Origin of the sequence: Rhizobium tropici CIAT 899 (genome assembly GCF_000330885.1) — a bacterium.
In the GTDB taxonomy this organism is placed as follows: domain Bacteria; phylum Pseudomonadota; class Alphaproteobacteria; order Rhizobiales; family Rhizobiaceae; genus Rhizobium; species Rhizobium tropici.
Genome location: NC_020062.1, coordinates 1,959,525 through 1,981,024 on the forward strand (window position 1 = coordinate 1,959,525; position 21,500 = coordinate 1,981,024).

General features: G+C 60.6%; 19 protein-coding genes. 12 read left to right on the forward strand and 7 right to left on the reverse strand.

The features are described from left to right. Positions 1–31: 31 nt before the first annotated feature. From RTCIAT899_RS34475 to RTCIAT899_RS31075, 3 genes are all read right to left on the reverse strand, one after another. A complete protein-coding gene (locus RTCIAT899_RS34475) occupies positions 32–154 on the reverse strand; it encodes a hypothetical protein (RefSeq protein WP_280117193.1) in 123 nt (40 codons plus the stop codon). A gap of 117 nt (positions 155–271) precedes the next feature. Next, positions 272–802: a chromate transporter gene (locus RTCIAT899_RS31070; RefSeq protein ID WP_015343819.1), complete on the reverse strand. Its 531-nt coding sequence runs from the start codon at positions 800–802 to the stop codon at positions 272–274. Next, positions 799–1,365 (reverse strand): chromate transporter, encoded by a 567-nt coding sequence (locus RTCIAT899_RS31075; protein WP_015343820.1) that lies wholly within the window; start codon positions 1,363–1,365, stop codon positions 799–801. Before RTCIAT899_RS31075 ends, RTCIAT899_RS31070 begins: the two co-directional genes overlap by 4 nt. Before the next feature lie 104 nt (positions 1,366–1,469). Between RTCIAT899_RS31075 and RTCIAT899_RS31080 the strand changes: the two genes are divergently transcribed. After that, positions 1,470–2,387 (forward strand): LysR family transcriptional regulator, encoded by a 918-nt coding sequence (locus tag RTCIAT899_RS31080; protein ID WP_015343821.1) that lies wholly within the window; start codon positions 1,470–1,472, stop codon positions 2,385–2,387. Between the two features lie 80 nt (positions 2,388–2,467). On the opposite strand, the gene RTCIAT899_RS31085 is transcribed toward RTCIAT899_RS31080, so the two are convergent. Continuing rightward, on the reverse strand, positions 2,468–3,208 hold the full coding sequence (locus tag RTCIAT899_RS31085; protein ID WP_085999229.1) for an ROK family protein: 741 nt from the start codon (positions 3,206–3,208) through the stop codon (positions 2,468–2,470). 40 nt (positions 3,209–3,248) lie between these two features. Then, positions 3,249–5,669, reverse strand: a complete 2,421-nt coding sequence (locus tag RTCIAT899_RS31090) for a glucan 1,4-alpha-glucosidase (RefSeq protein WP_015343823.1) — start codon at positions 5,667–5,669, stop codon at positions 3,249–3,251. 179 nt (positions 5,670–5,848) lie between these two features. Here RTCIAT899_RS31090 and RTCIAT899_RS31095 point away from each other — a divergent pair, with 179 nt between their 5' ends. The 5 genes from RTCIAT899_RS31095 to RTCIAT899_RS31115 all read left to right on the forward strand — a co-directional run bounded on the left by RTCIAT899_RS31095 (position 5,849) and on the right by RTCIAT899_RS31115 (position 11,022). After that, a complete protein-coding gene (locus RTCIAT899_RS31095) occupies positions 5,849–7,375 on the forward strand; it encodes an ABC transporter substrate-binding protein (RefSeq protein WP_015343824.1) in 1,527 nt (508 codons plus the stop codon). 87 nt (positions 7,376–7,462) lie between these two features. Continuing rightward, positions 7,463–8,404, forward strand: coding sequence for an ABC transporter permease (locus tag RTCIAT899_RS31100; RefSeq protein ID WP_015343825.1), 942 nt, complete (start codon positions 7,463–7,465; stop codon positions 8,402–8,404). Next, positions 8,404–9,282: an ABC transporter permease gene (locus RTCIAT899_RS31105; protein WP_015343826.1), complete on the forward strand. Its 879-nt coding sequence runs from the start codon at positions 8,404–8,406 to the stop codon at positions 9,280–9,282. The genes RTCIAT899_RS31100 and RTCIAT899_RS31105 overlap by 1 nt, the downstream gene beginning before the upstream one ends. After that, positions 9,283–10,491, forward strand: a complete 1,209-nt coding sequence (locus RTCIAT899_RS31110) for an amidohydrolase/deacetylase family metallohydrolase (RefSeq protein ID WP_015343827.1) — start codon at positions 9,283–9,285, stop codon at positions 10,489–10,491. An 18-nt stretch (positions 10,492–10,509) separates the two neighbouring features. Then, complete coding sequence (locus RTCIAT899_RS31115) at positions 10,510–11,022, forward strand: RidA family protein (protein ID WP_376766869.1); 513 nt, start codon at positions 10,510–10,512, stop codon at positions 11,020–11,022. A gap of 67 nt (positions 11,023–11,089) precedes the next feature. Here RTCIAT899_RS31115 and RTCIAT899_RS31120 read toward each other — a convergent pair whose 3' ends face one another. Continuing rightward, a complete protein-coding gene (locus tag RTCIAT899_RS31120) occupies positions 11,090–11,923 on the reverse strand; it encodes an IclR family transcriptional regulator (RefSeq protein WP_015343829.1) in 834 nt (277 codons plus the stop codon). Positions 11,924–12,019: 96 nt separating this feature from the next. Here RTCIAT899_RS31120 and RTCIAT899_RS31125 point away from each other — a divergent pair, with 96 nt between their 5' ends. From RTCIAT899_RS31125 to RTCIAT899_RS31150, 6 genes are all read left to right on the forward strand, one after another. Further along, entirely contained in the window at positions 12,020–13,216 is a 1,197-nt protein-coding gene (locus RTCIAT899_RS31125) for an aminotransferase class V-fold PLP-dependent enzyme (RefSeq protein WP_015343830.1), read from the forward strand. Between the two features lie 32 nt (positions 13,217–13,248). Then, positions 13,249–15,081: an ABC transporter ATP-binding protein gene (locus tag RTCIAT899_RS31130; RefSeq protein WP_015343831.1), complete on the forward strand. Its 1,833-nt coding sequence runs from the start codon at positions 13,249–13,251 to the stop codon at positions 15,079–15,081. Positions 15,082–15,244: 163 nt separating this feature from the next. Then, on the forward strand, positions 15,245–16,243 hold the full coding sequence (locus RTCIAT899_RS31135; protein WP_015343832.1) for a LacI family DNA-binding transcriptional regulator: 999 nt from the start codon (positions 15,245–15,247) through the stop codon (positions 16,241–16,243). Beyond that, complete coding sequence (locus RTCIAT899_RS31140) at positions 16,233–18,011, forward strand: adenine deaminase (RefSeq protein WP_015343833.1); 1,779 nt, start codon at positions 16,233–16,235, stop codon at positions 18,009–18,011. Before RTCIAT899_RS31135 ends, RTCIAT899_RS31140 begins: the two co-directional genes overlap by 11 nt. A gap of 130 nt (positions 18,012–18,141) precedes the next feature. Continuing rightward, positions 18,142–20,499: an Orn/Lys/Arg family decarboxylase gene (locus RTCIAT899_RS31145; RefSeq protein ID WP_015343834.1), complete on the forward strand. Its 2,358-nt coding sequence runs from the start codon at positions 18,142–18,144 to the stop codon at positions 20,497–20,499. Positions 20,500–20,520: 21 nt separating this feature from the next. Beyond that, the gene (locus RTCIAT899_RS31150) at positions 20,521–21,081 is read left to right on the forward strand and encodes a GNAT family N-acetyltransferase (RefSeq protein ID WP_015343835.1); all 561 of its coding nucleotides are present in this window, start codon (positions 20,521–20,523) and stop codon (positions 21,079–21,081) included. A 39-nt stretch (positions 21,082–21,120) separates the two neighbouring features. Here RTCIAT899_RS31150 and RTCIAT899_RS31155 read toward each other — a convergent pair whose 3' ends face one another. Then, the gene (locus RTCIAT899_RS31155) at positions 21,121–21,438 is read right to left on the reverse strand and encodes a hypothetical protein (RefSeq protein WP_015343836.1); all 318 of its coding nucleotides are present in this window, start codon (positions 21,436–21,438) and stop codon (positions 21,121–21,123) included. Between the last annotated feature and the right edge of the window lie 62 nt (positions 21,439–21,500).

Sequence of the window (21,500 nt, forward strand, 5' to 3'; positions counted from 1 at the left end):
ATTCCATTTCCATCGCAGGACACTGGGGGCCTCACCAGCTGATCAAAAGGACCTCACCAGCTTTATCGCCGGCAATCTTTCCCAGTGGAATGATGACATGGATTGTTTGCATATTGGTTTCCAAATGCAAGAGCGCCGCGACGATCATCGACATCAATAACCCTCTTTTGAGGGTGGCCTCCATGAAACAGAGGATTTCAGGCGTTTGTGAAAATAAGTCCCAAGGGCAAGAAGGGTGCCTACCCCAAACCTGATACTGAACCACGCCGGCTCACATCTGGCCGACGCCGCTCAAGCCGATCAATGCGCCGATGCCGAGAACGATGAGCGGATGGACGCGCGTCGTCGAAAGGACAAGTGCGCCCACTGCGGCAATCGCCGCGAGAATCCACCCCTGGGTTGATGCCTCCGTGATGACAGCCGCGCTGGCGGTGACAAGCCCGGCGGTCATCGGCACCAATCCCGCCTGCACGATCCGTCGCCATGGCCTGTCCTTGAAGCGGTTCCAGAGATGGAGCACCAGATAGGTCAGGACCGAAGAAGGCCCGAACTTTGCAGCTGATGTGACCAGCATGCCCGCCCATCCGGCAACGTGCCAGCCGACCAGAGGCACCACCATCAGGTTCGGCCCGGGAGCCGCCTGCGCCAAGGCGAACAGCGCGCCGAATTGCTGCGCCGTCATCCAATGCTGCACATCGACGACCTGCCGATGCATTTCGGGGAGAATGGAATTGCCGCCACCGAAGGCCAGCAGCGAAAGCTGGGTAAAAATGATTGCAAGAGAAACGAGGGTCGTGGTCATGTTTCGAGCTTCCAAGTGGCGAGGATGCTGAGCGGCGCCAGAACCAGCATGGTCGGCAGCAAGGGCAGCCCGGCAATGGCGATGGCGGCAAAGCAAATGACCGCAATGACCAGGGTGACCGGCCTGCGGCGCAGCGGCAGGACGATCTTGACGGCCATCGAGATGAGCAGACCGGCCGCGGCTGCAGCAAGGCCTGCAAACATGTGCTGGATGCGCGGATCGCTATTGAACTGATCGTAAATGACGCCAAGGCCGATCACGATCGCCGTCGGCGCGACAATCAGTCCGAGAAGAGCGGAAAAAGCCCCCGTCACGCCCTGAAACTTCGAACCGATCGCCACCGCCATATTGATGATATTGCCGCCCGGCAGGAACTGACACAGCCCGAGCAGTTCGGTGAATTCCTCCCCCGTCAACCATTTGCGATCCTCGACGACCATGCGGCGTGCGAGCGGCAAGACCCCACCAAACCCGATGAGGCCGAGTTTGAAAAAACCGAAAAAGAGCTCCGCGACCGCCGGTCCTTCCCGTTGAGCAGCACTGGAATGAGAAATGGCATCCATATCGTGGCCTGTATGTTTATGTCGGACAGACCGTCAAAATAGGCTTTTACCGATCATGCGTCCAATATATGGATGGAACGTCATCCATATGCTTGAGATATGCCATGATCGAACTTCGACATCTCCGTTATGCGGTAACCGTTGCCGATGAGGGCCATGTGACCCGCGCTGCCGAAAGGCTCGGTATCCAGCAGCCGCCGCTCAGTCAGCAGATAGCCAAGCTGGAAGCCATCGTCGGTGCGTCGCTCTTCAAACGCCTGCCCAGAGGCGTCGAGCTGACGGATGCGGGGCGAACCTTCGTGGAGAGGGCAAGGACCATTCTCCACGATGTCGATCTTGCGATAGAGGCGACAAGGCGCAATGCTCGCGGAGAGGAGGGAAGCCTCGCCATCGGCTTTACCAGTTCGGCCGCCTTTCATCCGTTGGTCAGCTCAGCCGTCCGCTCGCTCGGCGAGACATCGCCGGATGTCGCGCTCAAGCTTGAGGAAGCCAGTACGCCCGATCTGATCGCCATGCTGCATTCCGGCCTTCTCGACGTCGCGCTCGTGCGCTCTCCCGTTGCACAGTCGGGCGGTCTTGTGATTTCCCGAATTCTCGATGAAGAGATGCTGGTCGCTCTTCCCGATCGTCATCCCCTTGTGATGGCGAAAGGAGAGAAGCCTCGCCACGTTCGATTGTCGGAGCTCGCAGACGAAGCTTTCATACTTTACCGCCGTCCCTCCGGGCCGGGGCTATACGACAGCATCATAGCAGCTTGCCTTGCCGCGGGTTTCAGCCCGAAAATACGGCATGAAGCTCCCCGGTTGTTGTCGACGCTCAGTCTGGTCGCCGCCGGGCTCGGAATCTCCATCATTCCAGGATCGATCGCCCGGCTGGAGACGAACGGCATCGCCTATCTGAGGCTTGATCCTCACGCCAACCTTATAGCGCCACTTTATCTCGCACGGCGCAATGAACAGCCAAGTGGTGCGCTGCGTCTTTTTGCCGACATCGTCCATCGGGAAAAAGCCGCATTGAAATAATGCTGGCTATCTTTCTACCCACAAAGATCGAGCGACATAAGACCGACCCTCATGCCGTTCCATTCGATCACCCTCGCAGCCTAGAAGCTCAAAGTCGTATCCTTCCAAAGGCGAAATCCTCCGAGAAACGCATTTTCATTGTCGCTGATACGGCAGCCGGGGGGCAGTTCCTTGAGCTTTTCCGCATTGCCGCCGCCGATAACGATTTCATGCGGCAGCAAGGCCGCCCTCAATCTTTCGACGATTTCCTCAACCGACTGGCGCCACTTCTTCTTGCCGTATTTCTCAAGGCCACGCTCGCCGATAAAGTCTTCGAAGGTGCCCCGCTTCTTGTAGGGCAGGTGAGCGAGCTCCATGGGCAGGCAAACGTGATTGGCAATCATCGCCGAACCCAATCCGGTGCCGAGGCCGAGAAACAGCATATTGCCATCTTTGTAGTTGCCGATTGCCTGCATCACGGCATCGTTGACAAGCTTGACCGGCTTGCCGAAAGCGGCGGAAAAGTCGAAATCCTGCCAGCCAGGTCCAAGATTGTGTGGTTCTGCAGCCGGCTTGTTGTTCAACACCGGGCCTGGATATCCCATACCGATAACGTCGTATCGCCAATCACTCGTCAGATCCTTGACGGTCTGGACCATCTCTTTTGCCGACATTGCGGGCCCGGAGACGGCCGCCCGGCGCTCACCGCCGGAGCTGAGACGCATTTTTACATGCGAACCGCCGAGATCGATTGCCAAGACGACAAGCTCTTCTGTCGCAGCCGGCGCCACGGTTTTCTTCAGTTTTACGTTTGTTTTGCGGCTCTCTGTTACCTGGCTCATATTCGTCCACACTTTCTATCCACGACGGGCACAAATCGCACTATGGCGTTTCAACGACGGAGACGGAGAAATCCTCTCCCTCCCAGCGGTCGGTGTCAGGCCAGTAAAAGGTAAAGGCAATCGAACCGCCTTTGGGCAGGCGCTCGCATGACAGCTCCGCGACATGTATCCCGAAGCCGTTCTGGCTCGTTTCGGTATCGCTGGCGCTGGCCCAGCCGTCGACACTCCAGCGAATGATCGCCCGCGCCATGACCTCGATCCGCAGGCGCTTGCCGACGGAAAGCTGCGACAGCTTGTTGTTGAAACGCCATGGTACGAAGGGTGCCGTCATCTTGTTTTTTACATAGCGCTCGACACCTTGCGGCGGCATGTCGAAAACCGCCCCGTCTCTCAGCGAGCGCAGGAGCTTGATATGCTCCGCATGAGCCCAGACCAGCGGCATGGCGCTGCCGGAAGGTTTTCCGAGGGCGAGTCCCAGTGCCGGGACATCGGGCTGGTCCCACACCTGTTCCGGCAGCAATCCGCCCTGCCCGGCAGACTGCTCGAGTGTCTTGAGCAATCCAAGAGCCACTTCCGGCCGACCGGCCGCGAGCTCATAATGGGCGCGCTCGCCCGCCAGCAACGGCCATGGGCGCCCAATACCGGTGCCGTCGAATGGCCCACCGTCTTCATGCTCGCCATAGCCGTCGCCGGTATAGCGATACCATAGCGACCCTTGCGGCAGGTCACATTTGAGCTGAGCATCGATAACTCTGACTGTGTCGAGGATGCGGGGATCATCGGCGGCTCGCAATCCGAACCGCACCAGCGCCAAGGCATCGGGACTGACGACGCGAGCGGTCGGCAGGAAGGATTCAGCGGGCGGCCTGTTCTTGATCGGCACGAAACCATCGGCGGGCGAGCTCCCGTCGGCGATTTCAGGCGGCGCAATACGGACATAATAGCCCTTGACCCCGAGAGCGGCGTTTTCGGCATCGCTGCTGACATAGGTCCAGCGCTCGATCTGGTCGTTCCAGGCGTCCGCAGTCTGCCGCAGATAGTCCGCATTGTGCGTCTGACCGGCAATTTCCAGAATATCGGCCGCCGCCAATAGCGCAGCGATCTCAACCGCCAAGGTGAAGGGAGAAAAGCCCCCATCCTCCTCCCAGCGGTCCTCACCCGTGACGGGGCCGTTGACGACGACGTAGCGCGCTGCGCTTTCGACCATTGGCACGTAGGACAACAATAGATCGCCCGTAAGGACTCCTTCGCGGCGCAGCGCATCGGCAAGCAGGATCGGGAACGCGCATTCGTCCATTTGGATCCCGCTCCAGTAAGGCTCGCCGTCCAGCCAGCAATTCTGCGGCCAATGCCCATCCTCTTCCTGGATGACGCGCAGATAGGCCAGAATGCGCAGCGCATCCTGCGAAGCGCCCGCGGCCAGGAAGCCGCCGGCGGTCTCGACCAGATCGCGCGGCCAGACCAGATGATAGCCACCGAGGTCTTCGTCGCCCTTGGCAAAGCCCCAAGGAATGGAGAGAGAAGCAACGGCCGGCCCTTCGAAGGAAAGTGGTCGGTGCGTTGCCAGCACGGCTGTCGAGATTCGATAGCGATTGACTTCGGGCGGCGGTGCTCTCGGTTCGTCGAGGGCCAGCAATCCGTCTTGCCAGGCCCGCCAGTCGGCAACATAGCTGCGCTCGGCGCCGTCATAGCCGGCTTGCAGACTGGCAAGGGCATTGTAGCCGGCCTCTTTGGAATGGCTTCCGAAGCCGAGCGATACGGTGACGGTGTCGCTGCCGCCGATCAGATCGATCTCACCGGTCAGGGCGACGTTGCCGTCGACGGCACGCGCGACGGCCGGGTCCAACCGGGCCTCTTTCTGCAATTGCTGCCATCCGTCGGAAATACCGACATAGCCGGCAGATGCCGTTCGCCAGCCGCCGCTGACCGCAAGAGCCATCGAGACACCGCCTGTCCCCGCCGCAAAAAGCATCGGCGTGCCCTTATAGTCTTCCACCCACCCCGTATTGCCGTAACCGGCATTGACCAGATGCGGAGCGGCAAGCAGATAGAGACGATAATCGTGGATCGTTCCCTCAAGCGGTTCGAACGATATCTGCTGGAGCAAGCTGCTGCGCATCGGGTCGACGATGATGCGCTTGATGATCCTGTAACGCCCGTCGATTGCAGTATTGATCAACCGATAGGCCGGAACGCCATCCTCGACCGTGGTGACGACGCTCTCCGTATCGCGCTTTTCCTCCGAAAAATAACCATCGGGACCTGTGACGATCAATCCGATGTCGCGGGTACAGGCGCTGTCGACGCGGGGATAATAGATTTCGTTCAAGATGCCGTGACTGAGAGTGAACCAGATGCGGCAGGCCGGCGAAAGCGCCGTGCCAACTCCGCTCTTTGCACTGGACGTCCAACGAGGTTCGATACCGTTCACGTTGGGGCCGGAAGCATCGTAAGGTGCCATGCACTATCTCCTCTGTCGCTGCAATCTGCTCCGGCCAAACTGTTTCGGCAAGACGGAACCTTTGCGCATTCAAGCCGATACGCCCTTGTTTTCACCGCCATTGACAGTCCCCGCCCGTCCTGTATTCTTTTATAAAATCTTATATAACATAATTGTGGAACATAATTGGGAGTGTATCGATGAGGTTAGGACTCGGATTCCTGATTGCGGCTGCCCTGGTTACAGCGCCCTCGGTGTTGATGGCTCAGGAAAAAGGTGGCGTCATCAATGTCGCGACGATCGGCGAGCCGCCGACGCTCGATCCAATGACTTCCACGGCCGATCTCGTCGGTATCGTCACCCAACATATCTTCGAAACGCTCTACACCTTCGACAAGGGCTGGAACGTTACGCCGCTGCTTGCCGAAAGCTTGCCCGAGATCAGTCCCGACGGCAAAACCTACACGATCAAACTCAGGACCGGCATCAAGTTCCATGACGGTAGCGTCATGACTTCCAATGATGTGGTCGCCTCACTCAACCGCTGGATCAAGCTGGCATCGCGCGGCAAGCAGGCGGGCGGCTTCATCGAATCCATCACCGCCCAGGATCCCGCGACTGTCGTCATCAAGCTGAAGCAGCCCTACGCGCCCCTTGCCTCGCTGCTTGCTTTCAACAACTCCGCCGCCATCATCATTCCAGCCAGCAAGCAGGCCGATACGATGACCGATTTCATCGGCACCGGCCCCTACATGCTGAAGGAGCGCAAGCCCGACCAGTATATCCAGCTGGTGCGCTTCGATGGCTACAAGCCGCGCGATGGCGAGAGCAATGGTTATGGCGGCGCCCGGCATCAATATCTCGACGAAATCCGCTTCGTCCCGGTGCCCGACGCCAATACCCGCGTCGAGGCGGCCATTTCCGGCCAATATGACTACATCGACAGTCTTCCAGTCGAATCCTTCGACAAGCTGAAGTCGTCATCGGCGACCCAGCCGCTGCTCCTGAAGCCGTTCGGCTATCCGGTCTTCGTCTTCAATACCGCCGACGGCATCACGAAGAATATCGCGATCCGCAAGGCGATCCGTCAGGCGCTCAGCATGGAAGATATGCTGGCGGCCGCCTTCGGCAGCACAAATTTCTATACGGTTGACGGCAACATCTACCCTGCCCCCTTTACCTGGAGCACGGATGCCGGCGTCAAAGGGAATTACAACGTCGCCGATCCGGAAGGCGCTGCTGCCGCCGCCAAGGCGGCAGGCTACAAGGGCGAACCGATCCGCATCCTGACCAGCCGCCAGTACGAGTTCCATTACAAGATGGCGCAGGTCGCGGCCGAATATCTGAAACAGGCGGGCTTCACGGTAGACCTTCAGGTAGTCGACTGGGCAACGCTCACCCAACGCCGTGCCGACAGGGCGCTGTGGGACATCTATATCAGCCACAGCCCCTTCCTGCCGGAACCGGCGCTCATCGGCACGCTGTCGCCAAGCTCGCCCGGCTGGTGGACGACGCCGACGAGCAAGGCCGCGATCGACGCGTTCAACACGGAGGTCGATCCCAAGAAGCGCATCGCGCTTTGGGCGAATGTTCAAAAGACCATCTATGACGAGGCTCCCATGATGAAGATCGGCGATTTCAACGCCGTTGCGGCGATCTCCACAAAGCTTCAGGGCGTCGCCCCGGCGCCGTGGCCCTACTTCTGGAACGTATCGATCAAGAAATAAGCCTCCCAAGGTGCTCGGGCGCCGGTCGCGGCCGGCGCCTGTTCCCGAGATTCGAAGAAAAGCGGAACCGCTCTGGGAACCGACGCAATGATACGCTACATCCTTCAACGTCTTGCGGGCATGATCGTCGTGATGTTTCTCGTCGTCACGATCGTCTTCGTGATCGTGCGCGTGACCCCCGGCGATCCGGCCGCCGTCATGCTCGGCCCGGATGCGACCGCGCAGGATATTGCCGAACTGCGAACCCGGCTTGGCCTCGACCAGTCCATCCTCGTCCAGTACCTGTTTTATATCGGGCAGTTGCTGAAGGGCGATCTCGGCCAATCGATCTTCCTCAATATTCCGGTTTCCTCCGCGCTTCTTGAACGCGCCGAGCCGACCTTTTTCCTGACTCTGTTCTCGCTCCTCATCGCTGGCGTCATCGCGCTGCCGATCGGCATCTATGCCGCCTATCGGCGCGGATCGCTCGTCGACCAGGCTTCTATGGCGATCGGCATGCTGGCCGCGAGCATACCGAGCTTCTGGCTTGGCCTCATCCTGATTCAATTCTTCGCGGTGCGCCTGGGGATATTTCCGGTGTCCGGCTATGGCGGACCGGGCGCAAGCTTCCTGGATCGCATGTATCATCTGACGCTGCCGGCCGTCGCGCTCGGCCTCGTCTCCTCGGCGCTGATCCTGCGCTTCACCCGCGCATCGATGCTCGACGTGCTCGGGGACGACTATATCCGCACCGCCCGCGCGAAAGGGCTGATCGAGCGCCGCGTCGTCCTCAAACACGCGCTGAAGAACGCACTCATTCCAATTCTCACCGTTCTGGGTCTGACAGCCGCCGTGCTGATTTCCGGCGCTGTCGTCACCGAGACCGTCTTCGGCCTGCCGGGTGTCGGAAGCCTCGTCGTCTCGGCGGTGCTGCGCCGCGACTATCCGGTGATCCAGGGGGCCTTGCTCGTCATCGCCGGCCTCTACGTCCTGATCAATTTTGCGATCGACATGCTCTACCTGCTGGTTGATCCAAGGGTACGCTACTGATGGCCGATATCGCAACCGATACACCAAAGCAGGTACAGAGTGAGCGAGGCAAGTTCCTTCGCCGGCTTCTGAAGCGCAAGGCCGTCGCCGCCGGCCTCATCGTGTTGACGATCTTTGTCCTACTGGCTGTTCTCGCCCCATGGATCGCGCCCTATTCGCCCTCGAAACTTTCGATCGCCAATCGACTGAAGCCTCCAAGCGGGGTTTACTGGTTCGGCACCGACGAATTCGGCCGCGATATCTTCTCCCGCACCATCTATGCAGGACGATTATCGCTGCTCGTCGGAGCCGCCGTCGTGGCACTATCGGCCGCGATCGGCGTCACATTGGGCCTACTCGCCGGTTTCTTTCAGAGGCTCGACACGCCGATCGCCCGCCTCATCGATGCGATGATGGCGTTTCCCGACATTTTGCTCGCCATTGCGCTGGTCGCGGCCCTCGGCCCGTCGCTGACGACTGTTATCGTCGCGCTATCGATCGTGTACGCGCCGAGGCTGGCTCGCATCGTCCGCGCTTCGACGCTTGTCATCCGTGAACTCCCTTACGTGGAGGCTGCCAAGGCTCTCGGCATCTCGACGTTCCACATCATGACGCGGCATGTCCTTCGAAACCTCCTGTCGCCGATCCTGGTGCAGGGCTCGTTTCTCTTTGCCAGCGCCATGCTCGCCGAAGCGGGACTTTCATTCCTGGGTCTCGGCGTCAGCCCCGAAATCCCGACCTGGGGAACCATGATCGCCGCCGGCCGCCAATATATCGGCCAGGCCGACTGGATGACCTATTTCCCGGGCTTTGCCATCATTCTCGCCGTGCTCTCGCTGCAAATGGTTGGCGATGGCTTGCGGGACATGCTCGATCCAAGACTTCGAAAGGACCTGTAAATGACCGGTGAAAAAGCGAGCAAATCGCTCCTCCTCACCAATGTGAAGCCTATGGCATTCGGCAGCCATACGGATGCTGGCATTATCGATATTCTCGTCGACGCTGATGGCAGGATCGCCGCTTTCGGCCCGCAGCTTGCCGCTCCCGGCGATGTCGAGCGCATCGACGGCAAGGGCGCCTGGATCTCTCCCGGCTGGATCGACCTGCACGTCCATATCTGGCATGGCGGCACTGACATCTCGATCCGCCCCTCCGAATGCGGCGCCGAACGCGGCGTCACGACGCTGGTCGATGCGGGTTCGGCCGGCGAAGCCAATTTTCATGGTTTCCGCGAATATATCATCGAGCCCTCCAGGGAACGCATCAAGGCCTTCCTCAATCTCGGCTCGATCGGCCTCGTTGCCTGCAATCGCGTCCCCGAATTGCGCGATATCAAGGATATCGATCTCGACCGCATCCTCGAATGCTATGCCGAGAACAGCGAGCATATCGTCGGCATCAAGGTGCGTGCCAGTCACGTCATCACCGGCTCCTGGGGTGTCACACCCGTCAAGCTTGGCAAGAAGATCGCCAAGATCCTGAAGGTGCCGATGATGGTGCATGTCGGCGAGCCGCCTGCGCTCTATGACGAAGTGCTCGAAATCCTCGGGCCGGGCGATGTCGTCACACACTGCTTCAACGGCAAGGCCGGTTCCAGCATCATGGAGGATGAGGACCTCTACAATCTCGCCGAACGCTGCGCCGGCGAAGGCATCCGGCTCGATATCGGCCATGGCGGAGCGTCCTTCTCCTTCAAGGTCGCGGAAGCGGCGATCAAACGCGGCCTGCTGCCCTACTCGATCTCGACCGACCTGCATGGGCATTCGATGAACTTCCCGGTCTGGGATCTCGCGACCACCATGTCCAAGCTGCTGTCGGTCGGCATGCCGTTCGACAAGGTCGTGGACGCTGTCACCCATGCACCGGCCTCGGTCATCAAGCTTTCGATGGACAGCCGGCTATCGATCGGCGAACGAGCAGACTTCACCATTTTCGACCTGGTGGATGCGGATCTCGAGGCGACCGATTCCAATGGCGACGTCTCGCGCCTCAAGAAGCTGTTCGAACCGCGTTACGCGGTGATCGGCGCGGAGGCGATCACCGCTAGCCGCTACGTGCCCCGCGCTCGCAAACTCGTCCGCCACAGCCATGGCTATTCGTGGCGTTAGTCAAAACATTAAGATCGCATAGCAGGAGCATACGTGAACACGTCCCCAACACAGGCCGCTTCAGCAGCGCAAACACCTTACCAGCGACTGGCGGCGCTCGGCATCGAGCTTCCGCCGCCGCCGCCGCCGATCGCCAATTTTGTCACCCATGTCCGCGAAGGCAACGTGCTCTATCTGTCGGGCCAGGGGCCGCGGGAGCTGGACGGTCATCTCCATTCCGGCAAGGTCGGCGGTGATGTCGGCGTCGACCGGGCCTATCAGCATGCGCGGCTGACGGGCATCAACCTGCTTGCCGTCATGCACGGCGCGCTCGGCGATCTCTCCAGGGTGAAGCGGGTGGTAAAATTGCTCGGCATGGTCAATGCCGTGCCGCATTTCGAGGACCATCCGAGGGTCATCAACGGCTGCTCGGACCTTTTCATCGAGGTCTTCGGCGAAGCGGGCCAGCATGCCCGTTCGGCCGTCGGCTTCGGCTCGCTGCCCGGCAACATCACGGTCGAAATCGAAGCGATCGTATCGCTCAACGACTAGTTTTTGCGCAATTCCGGACGCAAAACCGCGTCGTACTTTTGCTGGAATTGCTCTATGGAGGACGAATTCAGTGGTTGCGCCAGCCCATCAGCTTTTCGATACGCTCGGCAGCCGCGCGCACCTGCTCGCCGTAATGGCTGCCGTCGGAAACAGCTTTCTGTTCGGGAAGCACGATCGAAATGGTCGCGACACATTGACCATCCCGGTCAACGACCGGCGAGGCGATACAGGCAACCGCATAATCGGATTCCGCCACCTGGATCGACAAGCGCTCCTCAAAGGCCTTGCCCGCAGAATCGGAAAGCACGCGGGCATCGACCTCCGCCCGTCCGGTCGGAGAGGTGCGGGCACAGCGCTTGAAAAGGTCGATCCTCTCGTCTTCCGCCAGATGGCCGACCAAAAGCCGGCCCGACGCCGTCCAGTTGAGCGGCACGCGGGTTCCGACACGGGAGGCGACCTGGAAATGGCTTGGACCGTCCGCCATGGCCAGCACCAACATATTGTCGCCGTCGCGGCCGCAGACCTGCACCGTCTCACTCGCCTGCCGGCAAAGATCGTGCATTTCACGGGTGGCGACGCTCATGAAATCCAGCGACCGGGCATAGGCAAGGCCGTAGTGGTAAAGACGCGCCCCGAGCCAGACGGAACCATCGGCATTGCGGCCGAGCATGTTCTTTTCGACCAGATCGTCGATGATCACATAGACGGTCGAAAGAGGCGCCTTGATCGCCTTGGCAATCGCGTAAGCGCCAGCGGGCGCGCCGGTTTCATAGAGATAATCGATCACCTGCAGCGCGCGGTCGATGCCGCTTACACGCGAACGGCGCGCGCCCTTGGTTTCCACTTCCCCGATGGAATCGCCGTTTTCAGGGGGTGCGGCAGGTAGGGTCTTGGCGTCCAAATCAACGCTCCTCGTGAGATTTCGAGAAGCTATTACATTACTATGGCATAGCTGTCGATGGCAAACGGCAGCCCGCCTTCACTTTGGAGAGATAGAATGTCCGATGATATCCGTACCAAGATCGGCCTGAGGCCCGTCATCAACGTATCAGGCACCATGACGAGCCTCGGCGCGTCGATCGTCGTGCCTGAAGCCGTTGCGGCAATGGCGGCAATCCTGCCGCAATTCGTCGAGATCAACGACCTTCAGCGCAAGGCCAGCGCCGTCATCGCCCGGCTGACGGGCGGCGAGGCGGGCTTCGTGACGGCATCCTGCTCCTCCGGCATCAGCCTCGCCGTCGCCGGCGCCATCACCGGCAACAACCTCCTTGCCATAGAGAAGTTGCCTGATGCCAAACCGGACAAGAACGAAGTCATCGTGCAGACGGGCCATGTGGTGAGCTACGGCGCCCCCGTGGATCAGGCAATCCGCCTTGCCGGCGGCAAGGTCGTGCTGATCGGCCAGGCAACATCGACGCATCGCTACCACATGGAAAACGCCATCACCGAGAAGACGGCAGCAGCCGTCTATGTGGTATCCCATCATGTGGTCGGTTACGGCCAGCTGCATCTTTCCGAATTTGTCGAGATTGCCCATGCCAGGGGCGTGCCCGTCATCGTCGATGCCGCTTCGGAATATGACCTGAAACTCTTCCTGGCACAGGGCGCCGACATCGTGCTCTATTCCGGCCACAAGTTCCTCGGCGGCCCGACCTCCGGCATCGTTGCCGGCGGGAAGGAGTTGGTGCGCAACGCCTTCCTGCAGAACATGGGCATCGGCCGCGGCATGAAGGTCGGCAAGGAAAGCATCTATGGCACCATGGCGGCGCTGGAGGCCTGGGAAAAGCGCGACCATGCCGGCATCCGCAAACGCGAGACCGGTTATCTGAACCTATGGAAGCGAAGTCTCGACGGCCGCCCCGGCGTCACCGCCCTGATCGAGCCCGACCCCACCAACAACCCGCTCGACCGCATGCGGGTCATTATCTCGGCACCCGAGGCGCATATCAGCGCCTGGGATCTTTCCGCAGCACTTGCCCGCGGCAACCCGCCCGTGATCGTGCGCGACCACGAGGTGGAGCATCATTATTTCTATCTCGACCCATGCAACCTGCATCCCGGCCAGGAAACGATCGTCGCGACGAGGCTTACCGAGGAACTCGACAAGGCACGCGCCTCCAACGAGATCATCGCGACACCGATCGAGAACCGCAGCCGGCATCGCTTCGACGGTGTGCTGAATTGGCCGGACTGAACTGTGGCAGGGATCGCAAGAAGGGAACAAGCATGAGTACGTCGCAGGCAAAGGCAGCAGGGGTCGCCGAACCCATCCTCTCCGTCGAGAACCTCACCACCTCATTCCTGGTGGATGGCGCATGGAGACCCGTCGTGCGCAATGTTTCCTTCTCGGTCGCGCCGGGCGAGACAGTGGCGATCGTCGGCGAGAGCGGCTCGGGCAAGAGCGTGACTTCGCTCTCGATCATGCGGCTGCTGCAGAGTGATTCAAGCCGCATTGGGGGCAGGATCATGCTCGGCGGCCGCAACCTACTTTCTCTTCCCGAATATGAGATGCGCAAGGTGCGCGGCAACGACGTGTCGATGATCTTCCAGGAACCGATGACTTCTCTCAATCCGCTCTTCACCATCGGTGACCAGATTTCCGAGGCCTTGCTCTGCCACAAGGACATGTCGGCCAGGGATGCCAAGGCCGAGACGATCCGGCTGCTCGAGAAGGTCCGCATTCCCTCGGCCGCATCGCGCTTCGACGAATATCCGCACCGCTTTTCCGGCGGCATGCGCCAGCGCGTCATGATCGCCATGGCGCTCGCCTCGAAGCCGAGGCTGTTGATCGCCGACGAGCCGACCACCGCCCTCGACGTCACGATCCAGGGCCAGATCCTCGACCTCATCAAGATGCTGCAGGACGAAGAAGGAACTTCCGTCCTGTTCATCACGCATGACATGGGCGTGGTCGCCGAAATCGCCGATCGCACGGTCGTCATGTATCGCGGCGAGCAAGTGGAGACAGGTGCGACGGCCGACATCTTCCATCGCGGCCAGCATCCCTATACCCGCGCGCTGCTGTCGGCCGTGCCGGTGCTCGGTTCGATGCGATCCTATGAACGGCCGCTGCGCTTCCCAGTCGTCAATACGGCAACGGGAGAATCCGACACGCCAGCCGAAGTGCCCGATACGGTGGCAAAGGAAAAGCCAATCCTGCAGGTGAAGAACCTCATCAAGCGTTTCGACATTCATTCGGGCCTCTTCGGAAAGCTCAAAGGCCGGGTACATGCGGTCGAAAACGTCTCGTTCGATCTCTTTGCCGGCGAAACATTGTCGCTTGTCGGCGAATCCGGTTGCGGCAAGTCGACCACCGGACGCGCGATCATGCGGCTGATCGAGCCACAATCCGGCTCTGTCATCGTCGACGGCCGCGACGTGCTCTCGCTTGGCAAACATGACATGCGCGAGATGCGCAAATCGGTACAGATGATCTTCCAGGATCCCTTCGCCTCGCTCAATCCACGCATGACCGTCGGCCAGGCGATCGCTGAACCCTATCTCGAACACCGAATGGGAACGGCTAAAGAGGCAAGAGAGGTCGTCGCCGACATGCTGCGAAGGGTGGGGCTGACGCCTGATATGGCCAGCCGCTACCCGCACGAATTCTCCGGCGGCCAGCGCCAGCGCATCTGCATCGCCCGCGCGCTGGCACTGCAGCCGAAAGTGATCGTCGCCGACGAAAGCGTGTCCGCGCTCGATGTGTCGATCAAGGCCCAGGTGATCAACCTGATGCTCGACCTGCAGCAGAGCCTCAATCTTTCCTTCCTGTTCATCTCGCACGACATGGCCGTGGTGGAACGCCTGAGCCACCGCGTCGCCGTCATGTATCTCGGCGAAATCGTCGAGATCGGCCCGCGCGCGGCCGTCTTCGGCAATCCTCAGCACGACTACACGAAGAAGCTGATGGCCGCCGTTCCGGTGCCGGACCCCGACCGCCGACGCGAGAAGCGCATGGCGATGAGCGACGAACTGAAGAGCCCGATCCGGCCCGTCGATTATCTGGTCAAGCCACGCGAGTATCGAGCAGTCTCTCCCAGCCATCTGGTTGCCGTCTGACACTTTCAATCCGATCGACCGGAAGGTCCTTCGTCATCCGCAACCTGAGCAGACGCCAATACCGGCGAAACCGCGCTTCTTCCTTGCGCAGTTAAAGCCGCTCTTGCAAACGCACACCGCTTTGATTAATCGTTTAATCAAGGAAACCGGAGCGCGCTCTTGGATGAGCCAGACACGCCCTTCTTCGATTCGGGAAATCGCAACCAAGCTGGGTGTCTCCACGGCAACGGTCTCGAATGCCCTGCGCGGCACGGGGCGAGTGTCGTCAGCCCTTGCGGAGCAGATTCGCCTGGAAGCAGATAGGCTCGGCTATGTGCCTGACCATACGGCCCGGGCTCTACGCACCGGCAAGAGCAATACGGTCGGCCTGCTGGTTCCGAATATCGGCCAACCCTTATTTCCCGCTTTTGCCCAGGCCATCGAACGAGCCGCCAAGCGGCGCGGTCTTGCCGTTCTGATCGGCGACAGCCAAGGTGATCCGCAGCAGCAGGAATTCGAAATCAGAACCATGATCGCCCGCGGCGTCGATGCACTGATCGTGATACCGACACGCGGCACGACCATTGTGCCCGCGGATGTCCCTGTGTCGGTCGCTGTGATCGACAGCGTCGCTACAACAGGCAATGTCGCCGCCAGCGATCATCGTGAAGGCGGGCGCCTGATCGCCCGCCATCTGCTCGAGCTCGGTCACGACCAGTTTCTTGTCCTCGCCGGTCCAGAAAATTCGCTGGTGGCGCGCGAGCGCGTCGAAGGAATGCGTGAAGTCTTCCGCCAGGCCGGCGTCGAACCGGCATTGCGACACAGCGATGCGACCTTTGAAGCTGGCAACGCCCTCGGACGCGAGCTCGATCTCCGCCATTTTACCGCCTGCGCCGCCGCCTATGACGCCCTCGCCATCGGCTTTGCCATTGCCGTCAGAGGCAGAGGCTGCAGCATTCCGGAAGACATATCGCTCACCGGTTTTGATGATCTGATGTGGGCTCAAATCGTCTCTCCGCCGCTCACGACAGTCCGGCAGGATCTGGAAGCGGTGGCGAACCACGCGCTCGCCTTCGTTGCCGGAGAAACCGGGACCAGCGGAATATTCCCGACGAAACTTGTCGTGCGGCAGTCGACCGCTCGCCCATCCGCATTTGCCAAGGGAGACATAAATGCCGAATGAACTCCAAGACCTCCATTCGTCCGAGCTGCGCGATCGTGCCGTCCGGGCGGCATTGGGGCTTGAGCCGTTCGATGTACTCCTCATCGGCGGAACGCTCGTCGATGTCGCGACCTCGGAAATGAGGCCGGCCGATATCGGCCTTGTCGGCCCCTTGATTGCGAGCGTTCATCCGTCGGGGACAAGGAAGGACGCAAGCCAGACCATCGACGCTTCGGGACGATTCATCACGCCCGGATTTATCGACACGCATATGCACGTCGAAAGCTCGATGGTGACGCCGAGGCGATATGCCGAAACTGTCGTTCCCCAGGGCACGACGACGGTCTGCTGGGACCCGCATGAAATCGGCAACGTCGCTGGCCTCGATGGTATTCGCTGGGCGCTTGAGGAGACGCGGCAATTGCCGCTGCGCTTTCTGACACTGGCGCCGTCCTGCGTGCCTTCAGCGCCCGGCCTGGAACTCGCCGGCGCGGAGTTCCGCTCGGGCGAAATGGCGACCATGCTGAGCTGGCCGGAGATTTCCGGCGTTGCCGAAGTGATGAACATGCGAGGGGTCCTTGAGCGAAGCGAGCCGATGCGCGGCGTCCTCGAGGCCGGACTTGCAAGCGGCAAGCGCGTTTGCGGTCATGCTCGCGGCCTCGAAGGCGCGGAATTGCAGGCCTTTGTTGCCGCAGGCATCCAATCCGATCACGAACTCACCTCAGGCGAGGACTTGCTGGCGAAATTGCGGGCGGGCCTGACCATCGAGCTACGCGGTTCCCACGACTATGTCCTGCCCGGCGTGATCGAGGCGCTGAAGAAACTGCCGCATCTGCCGCAAACATTGACGATCTGCACCGATGACGTCTTCCCCGACGACCTCGTGAATGACGGCGCGATGTCATCCGTTCTAAGACGTCTGATCGGCTATGGAATGAAGCCGGTCGATGCCATCCGCGCCGCCACGCTCAACGCCGCCATGTGGTTGAACCGCTACGATCTGGGGTTGGTCGCGCCCGGTCGCCGCGCCGACATTGTCATCTTGTCCGATCTCGAAAACATCGTGGTCGACCGCGTCTATGCGTCGGGACGTGAAGTCGCCAGAAACGACAGCCTCACCGAAAGCAGCGAGCGCGTGTCCTCGGATGCCTATCGCGACACCGTAAAGCTCGGAAGGCTTTCTGCCGCTGACTTCACGATCGAGCTGGCGGACATGACCGAGGCACACGTCAACACCGTTGTCAGTCCGCGGTTCACGAAGTGGGGAGAGGCGGTCGTCAAGGTCGAAGACGACAAGCTCGTTCTGCCGGACAACATGCTCTTGATGGCCGTCATCCATCGTCACGGAAGAAAAGATCCGACGCCTGTCATCGGCATTCTGGAAGACTGGGGTCATTGGCGCGGCGCTTTGGCAACGACCATATCGCATGACAGCCATAACCTCACCGTCTTCGGACGCGATTCCGCCGATATGGCTGCGGCAGCCAATGCCGTCATCGATGCCGGCGGCGGCATGGCGACAGCGGCAAACGGCAAGGTGACGGCCGTGCTGCCCCTGCCCGTCTGCGGATTGCTGTCGGATGCGCCCGCGAAGGAAGTCGCCGACGATTTCGCCAGGTTGCGGGCGGCGGCCGATTCCATCGCCGACTGGATGCCCCCCATTCGCACCTTCAAGGCGGTCGTCGGGGCGAGCCTTGCCTGCAACCCCGGTCCGCATGTCACCGATCTCGGGCTGACCGACGGAACCACCCAGGACATCAGACCGCTTCTGGCTACAAGCCGAAACTGAAGTCACCGGCCAAACGGTAATATGGCCGATTTAGGAGAACATCCGAACCGCAGTGGACGTCCTCTATTCTGTCACATCCATGTCATGAAATACGCCGACACCTCATGCCAAATCAGGAGCGGGTACCCAGATGGATTATTTCAGACGTTTCAACTTTCTGTTCGCGACGCCAACCTTTGACAATGAGGATCTGGAGGGTGCCCGCTACATTCAGATCGTCGAGGAGATCGAACGCTCCGGTTTCGAGGTGGTGCGCGCGCGCAATCTCGAAGACGCCGAGATCGCCGTGCAGACGGACGCTGCCATCGGCTGCATGCTGGTCGACTGGGGCAAGAAGGGCTTGGAAGGCAAGACTGCTTCCCTCATCAACCTCATGCGCCGGCGGGGCCTCGAATTCCCCATTATCCTACTGATCCGCCGCAAGCGCTTCGAGGATGTGCCGGTCGAAGTCCTCGATTTCATCGACGGCTATGTCTTCCTGTCCGAGGAAACGCCCGCTTTCATCGCAAAGAGCCTCATCAGCCGGCTCAAGCAATATGCCGAGACGCTGAAGACGCCTTTCTTCGGTGCGCTTGTCGATTATGCCGAGGAGGGCAACCACCTCTGGACCTGCCCCGGGCACAATGGCGGCATCTTCTATAGCCGCAGTCCTATCGGCCGTGTCTTCATGGAGCATCTCGGCGAAGCGGTGTTTCGCGACGACCTCGACAATTCCGTGCTCGATCTCGGCGATCTTCTGACCCATGAAGGGCCGGCGCTTGCCGCGCAGAAGGAAGCAGCCAAGATCTTTGGCGCCGAGAAGACCTATTTCGTCCTCAACGGCACGTCCACGTCAAACAAGGTCGCTCTGTCGGCCCTCGTCACCGATGGCGATCTGGTGCTGTTCGACCGCAACAACCACAAGGCCGCCCATCACGGTGCGCTGATGATCTCGGGCGGCATTCCGCTCTATCTGCCGACCGCACGCAATCTTTATGGCCTGATCGGTCCGATGGACTTTGCAACGATGGACGAGGACGCGCTGCGCGAGCGCATCCGCACCCATCCGCTGGTGAAAGATCCGGAGGCCTACAAGAAGCCGCGCCCGTTCCGCGTCGCGGTCGTGGAGCAATGCACCTATGACGGCACCATCCACAATGCCGAGATGATCCTCAAGCGCATCGGCCATCTGTGCGACTACATCCTCTTCGATGAGGCCTGGGCGGGCTTCATGAAGTTTCATCCGCTTTATGCCGGGCGCTTTGCCATGGGTCTTTCCGACCTCGGCCCGGATGCGCCTGGCATCATCGCCACCCAATCCACCCATAAGCAGCTCGCAAGCTTCTCGCAGGCCTCGCAGATCCACATGAAGGATAGGCACATCACCGGCCAGAAGCGCCGCGTGGAGCACCGGCGCTTCAACGAAAGCTTCATGCAGCACGCTTCGACCTCGCCCTTCTATCCGCTGTTTGCCTCGCTCGACGTCGGCGCGCAGATGATGAAGGGCCGCTCGGGCGAAGTGCTTTGGGACGACACGATCCGTCTCGGCATCGAGCTGCGCAAGAAAATCCGTGCCGTGCGCCGCGAATTCGAGGAGAAGGAGCATCGCCCGGAACGACGCTGGTTCTTCGAGCCTTTCGTGCCGGATCGGGTGGCGATTCCGGATGTGTCGAGCCCAGGCGCCGTGCATGACGTGCCGTGGGAAAGCGTGGCGACCGACCAGCTCGCCACCAATCCCTCCTTCTGGCACCTGACGCCCGATGAGGCATGGCACGGCTTTTCCGGCATGGAACCGGGCTTTGCCATGACCGACCCGAACAAGCTTACCCTGCTCACTCCGGGCTTCGACCGAGCCACCGGTAAATACACCGAGCATGGGATTCCGGCGCCGGTGGTCGCGCAATATCTGCGCGAAAACCGTATCGTCGCCGAAAAGAACGACCTGAATTCGCTGCTCTTCCTCCTCACCCCCGGTGTCGAAGCCAGTAAGGCCGGTACGTTGATCAGCGGCCTTGTCGCCTTCAAAAAGCTTCATGACGACAATGCGCTGCTGGAAGAGGCAATCCCGGAATTCTATCGCCGCCGTCCAGGCCGCTATGCAGGCGTGCGCCTGCGCGATCTCTGCGCTGAAATGCACAATTTCTTCCGCCAGGCCGATGTGAGCGCCCTGCAGACGAAGCAGTTTTCCGCCGAACACCTGCCGCCGATCGCCATGTCGCCGCACGATGCCGCACGTTGCCTTGTTCGCAACGATGTCGACTATCTGCCGATCGACGCCATTGCCGGCCGCATCGCAACGACACCCTTCGTCGTCTATCCTCCGGGTATCGCGACCATCGTGCCGGGCGAGCGCCTGACGGAACAGGCAAAGCCCATGATCGACTATCTCAAGATGTTCGAAACCTGCTTCAACACCTTCCCCGGTTTCGAGGTGGAGATACAAGGCCTCTATCGCGAGGTTGATGCAGCCGGCAAAATCCGGCTCTATACCTACGTCGTCGCGGAATAGGCTTGGAATTCAGGTTCGGACATGAAGCAGGATAAAGCAATCATCGTTCGCCCGTCCCGGGAGAGCGACGTCGATGCCATGCTGGCAATCTATCGCCGCCATATTCACCGTGGCGTCGAAGCTGGGGTTGATGATAGCGACACGCCGCAGCCGGACGATCTGCGCGAACGGCGCAAGAATTTGAAGGACAAACGCTTCCCGCATGTCGTTGCGATCGAGGGTGAGAAGGTCGTCGGCTATGCCTATGTGGTATTGTTTCGTAAGCGCCCGGCCTATCGCTACACCGTCAAGCATTCGATCTATGTGCATCACGACCATATCGGCCAGGGTGTCGGGAGCCTGCTGATGCGCGGGCTGATCGACGCCTGCGCGGCCGCCGGTTTCCGGCAGATGATCGGCTATATCGATGCCGACAACGTCGCTTCGCTTGCCCTGCACGAACGCTTCAGCTTCGTTCGCGTCGGCCTGCTGCCGGCTGTTGCCTACCGTTACGGTCGCTGGGCCGATACCGTGATGGTCCAGCGCTCGCTCGGTCCCGGCTCCACCACGCAGCCGCCTCCGCCGCCACTCTCCACCCGCTGAAGCAGAGCCGCTTATTGGCCGCCACGGCAAACTTCCCGCTTATGTCGGTTGCCGCGGTTGAGCTGGCCTGAAGCCCAGCACGAAATCCACGACCTTCGACGAGGACATTTCGCAGGGTTTGAGGGTGGGGCTTGCTCCGGAGAGGACATAGAGATTGAAGCTGACGATGTCGGTCCCACCAAGCTCCTCGCCGTAGAGCCAAACTCGCTTCCCGTCAGCCGATCGCTTGACCGTCACACCCCAGGGGCGATCTTGAAAGCGCCCCTCCGAATAGCCGTCAGACAGCTTCGCAAGCGCATGTTCGAGGTCCGACAATTCGGACGCCAGCAGCGCGTCGTTCGTCATGGCGCCAGGCATTCGTCACATATGCCGCAGCCGTCTTCATCCATCTTCCGCGCCGATCGCTGCCTTCGGCAGCA

What these genes read in the sequence shown, in the direction of transcription:
- RTCIAT899_RS34475 (WP_280117193.1), bottom strand. Translation starts at nt 154, where the DNA reads ATGTCGATGATCGTCGCGGCGCTCTTGCATTTGGAAACCAATATGCAA.
- RTCIAT899_RS31070 (WP_015343819.1), bottom strand. Translation starts at nt 802, where the DNA reads ATGACCACGACCCTCGTTTCTCTTGCAATCATTTTTACCCAGCTTTCG.
- RTCIAT899_RS31075 (WP_015343820.1), bottom strand. Translation starts at nt 1,365, where the DNA reads ATGGATGCCATTTCTCATTCCAGTGCTGCTCAACGGGAAGGACCGGCG.
- RTCIAT899_RS31080 (WP_015343821.1), top strand. Translation starts at nt 1,470, where the DNA reads ATGATCGAACTTCGACATCTCCGTTATGCGGTAACCGTTGCCGATGAG.
- RTCIAT899_RS31085 (WP_085999229.1), bottom strand. Translation starts at nt 3,208, where the DNA reads ATGAGCCAGGTAACAGAGAGCCGCAAAACAAACGTAAAACTGAAGAAA.
- RTCIAT899_RS31090 (WP_015343823.1), bottom strand. Translation starts at nt 5,669, where the DNA reads ATGGCACCTTACGATGCTTCCGGCCCCAACGTGAACGGTATCGAACCT.
- RTCIAT899_RS31095 (WP_015343824.1), top strand. Translation starts at nt 5,849, where the DNA reads ATGAGGTTAGGACTCGGATTCCTGATTGCGGCTGCCCTGGTTACAGCG.
- RTCIAT899_RS31100 (WP_015343825.1), top strand. Translation starts at nt 7,463, where the DNA reads ATGATACGCTACATCCTTCAACGTCTTGCGGGCATGATCGTCGTGATG.
- RTCIAT899_RS31105 (WP_015343826.1), top strand. Translation starts at nt 8,404, where the DNA reads ATGGCCGATATCGCAACCGATACACCAAAGCAGGTACAGAGTGAGCGA.
- RTCIAT899_RS31110 (WP_015343827.1), top strand. Translation starts at nt 9,283, where the DNA reads ATGACCGGTGAAAAAGCGAGCAAATCGCTCCTCCTCACCAATGTGAAG.
- RTCIAT899_RS31125 (WP_015343830.1), top strand. Translation starts at nt 12,020, where the DNA reads ATGTCCGATGATATCCGTACCAAGATCGGCCTGAGGCCCGTCATCAAC.
- RTCIAT899_RS31130 (WP_015343831.1), top strand. Translation starts at nt 13,249, where the DNA reads ATGAGTACGTCGCAGGCAAAGGCAGCAGGGGTCGCCGAACCCATCCTC.
- RTCIAT899_RS31135 (WP_015343832.1), top strand. Translation starts at nt 15,245, where the DNA reads ATGAGCCAGACACGCCCTTCTTCGATTCGGGAAATCGCAACCAAGCTG.
- RTCIAT899_RS31140 (WP_015343833.1), top strand. Translation starts at nt 16,233, where the DNA reads ATGCCGAATGAACTCCAAGACCTCCATTCGTCCGAGCTGCGCGATCGT.
- RTCIAT899_RS31145 (WP_015343834.1), top strand. Translation starts at nt 18,142, where the DNA reads ATGGATTATTTCAGACGTTTCAACTTTCTGTTCGCGACGCCAACCTTT.
- RTCIAT899_RS31150 (WP_015343835.1), top strand. Translation starts at nt 20,521, where the DNA reads ATGAAGCAGGATAAAGCAATCATCGTTCGCCCGTCCCGGGAGAGCGAC.
- RTCIAT899_RS31155 (WP_015343836.1), bottom strand. Translation starts at nt 21,438, where the DNA reads ATGCCTGGCGCCATGACGAACGACGCGCTGCTGGCGTCCGAATTGTCG.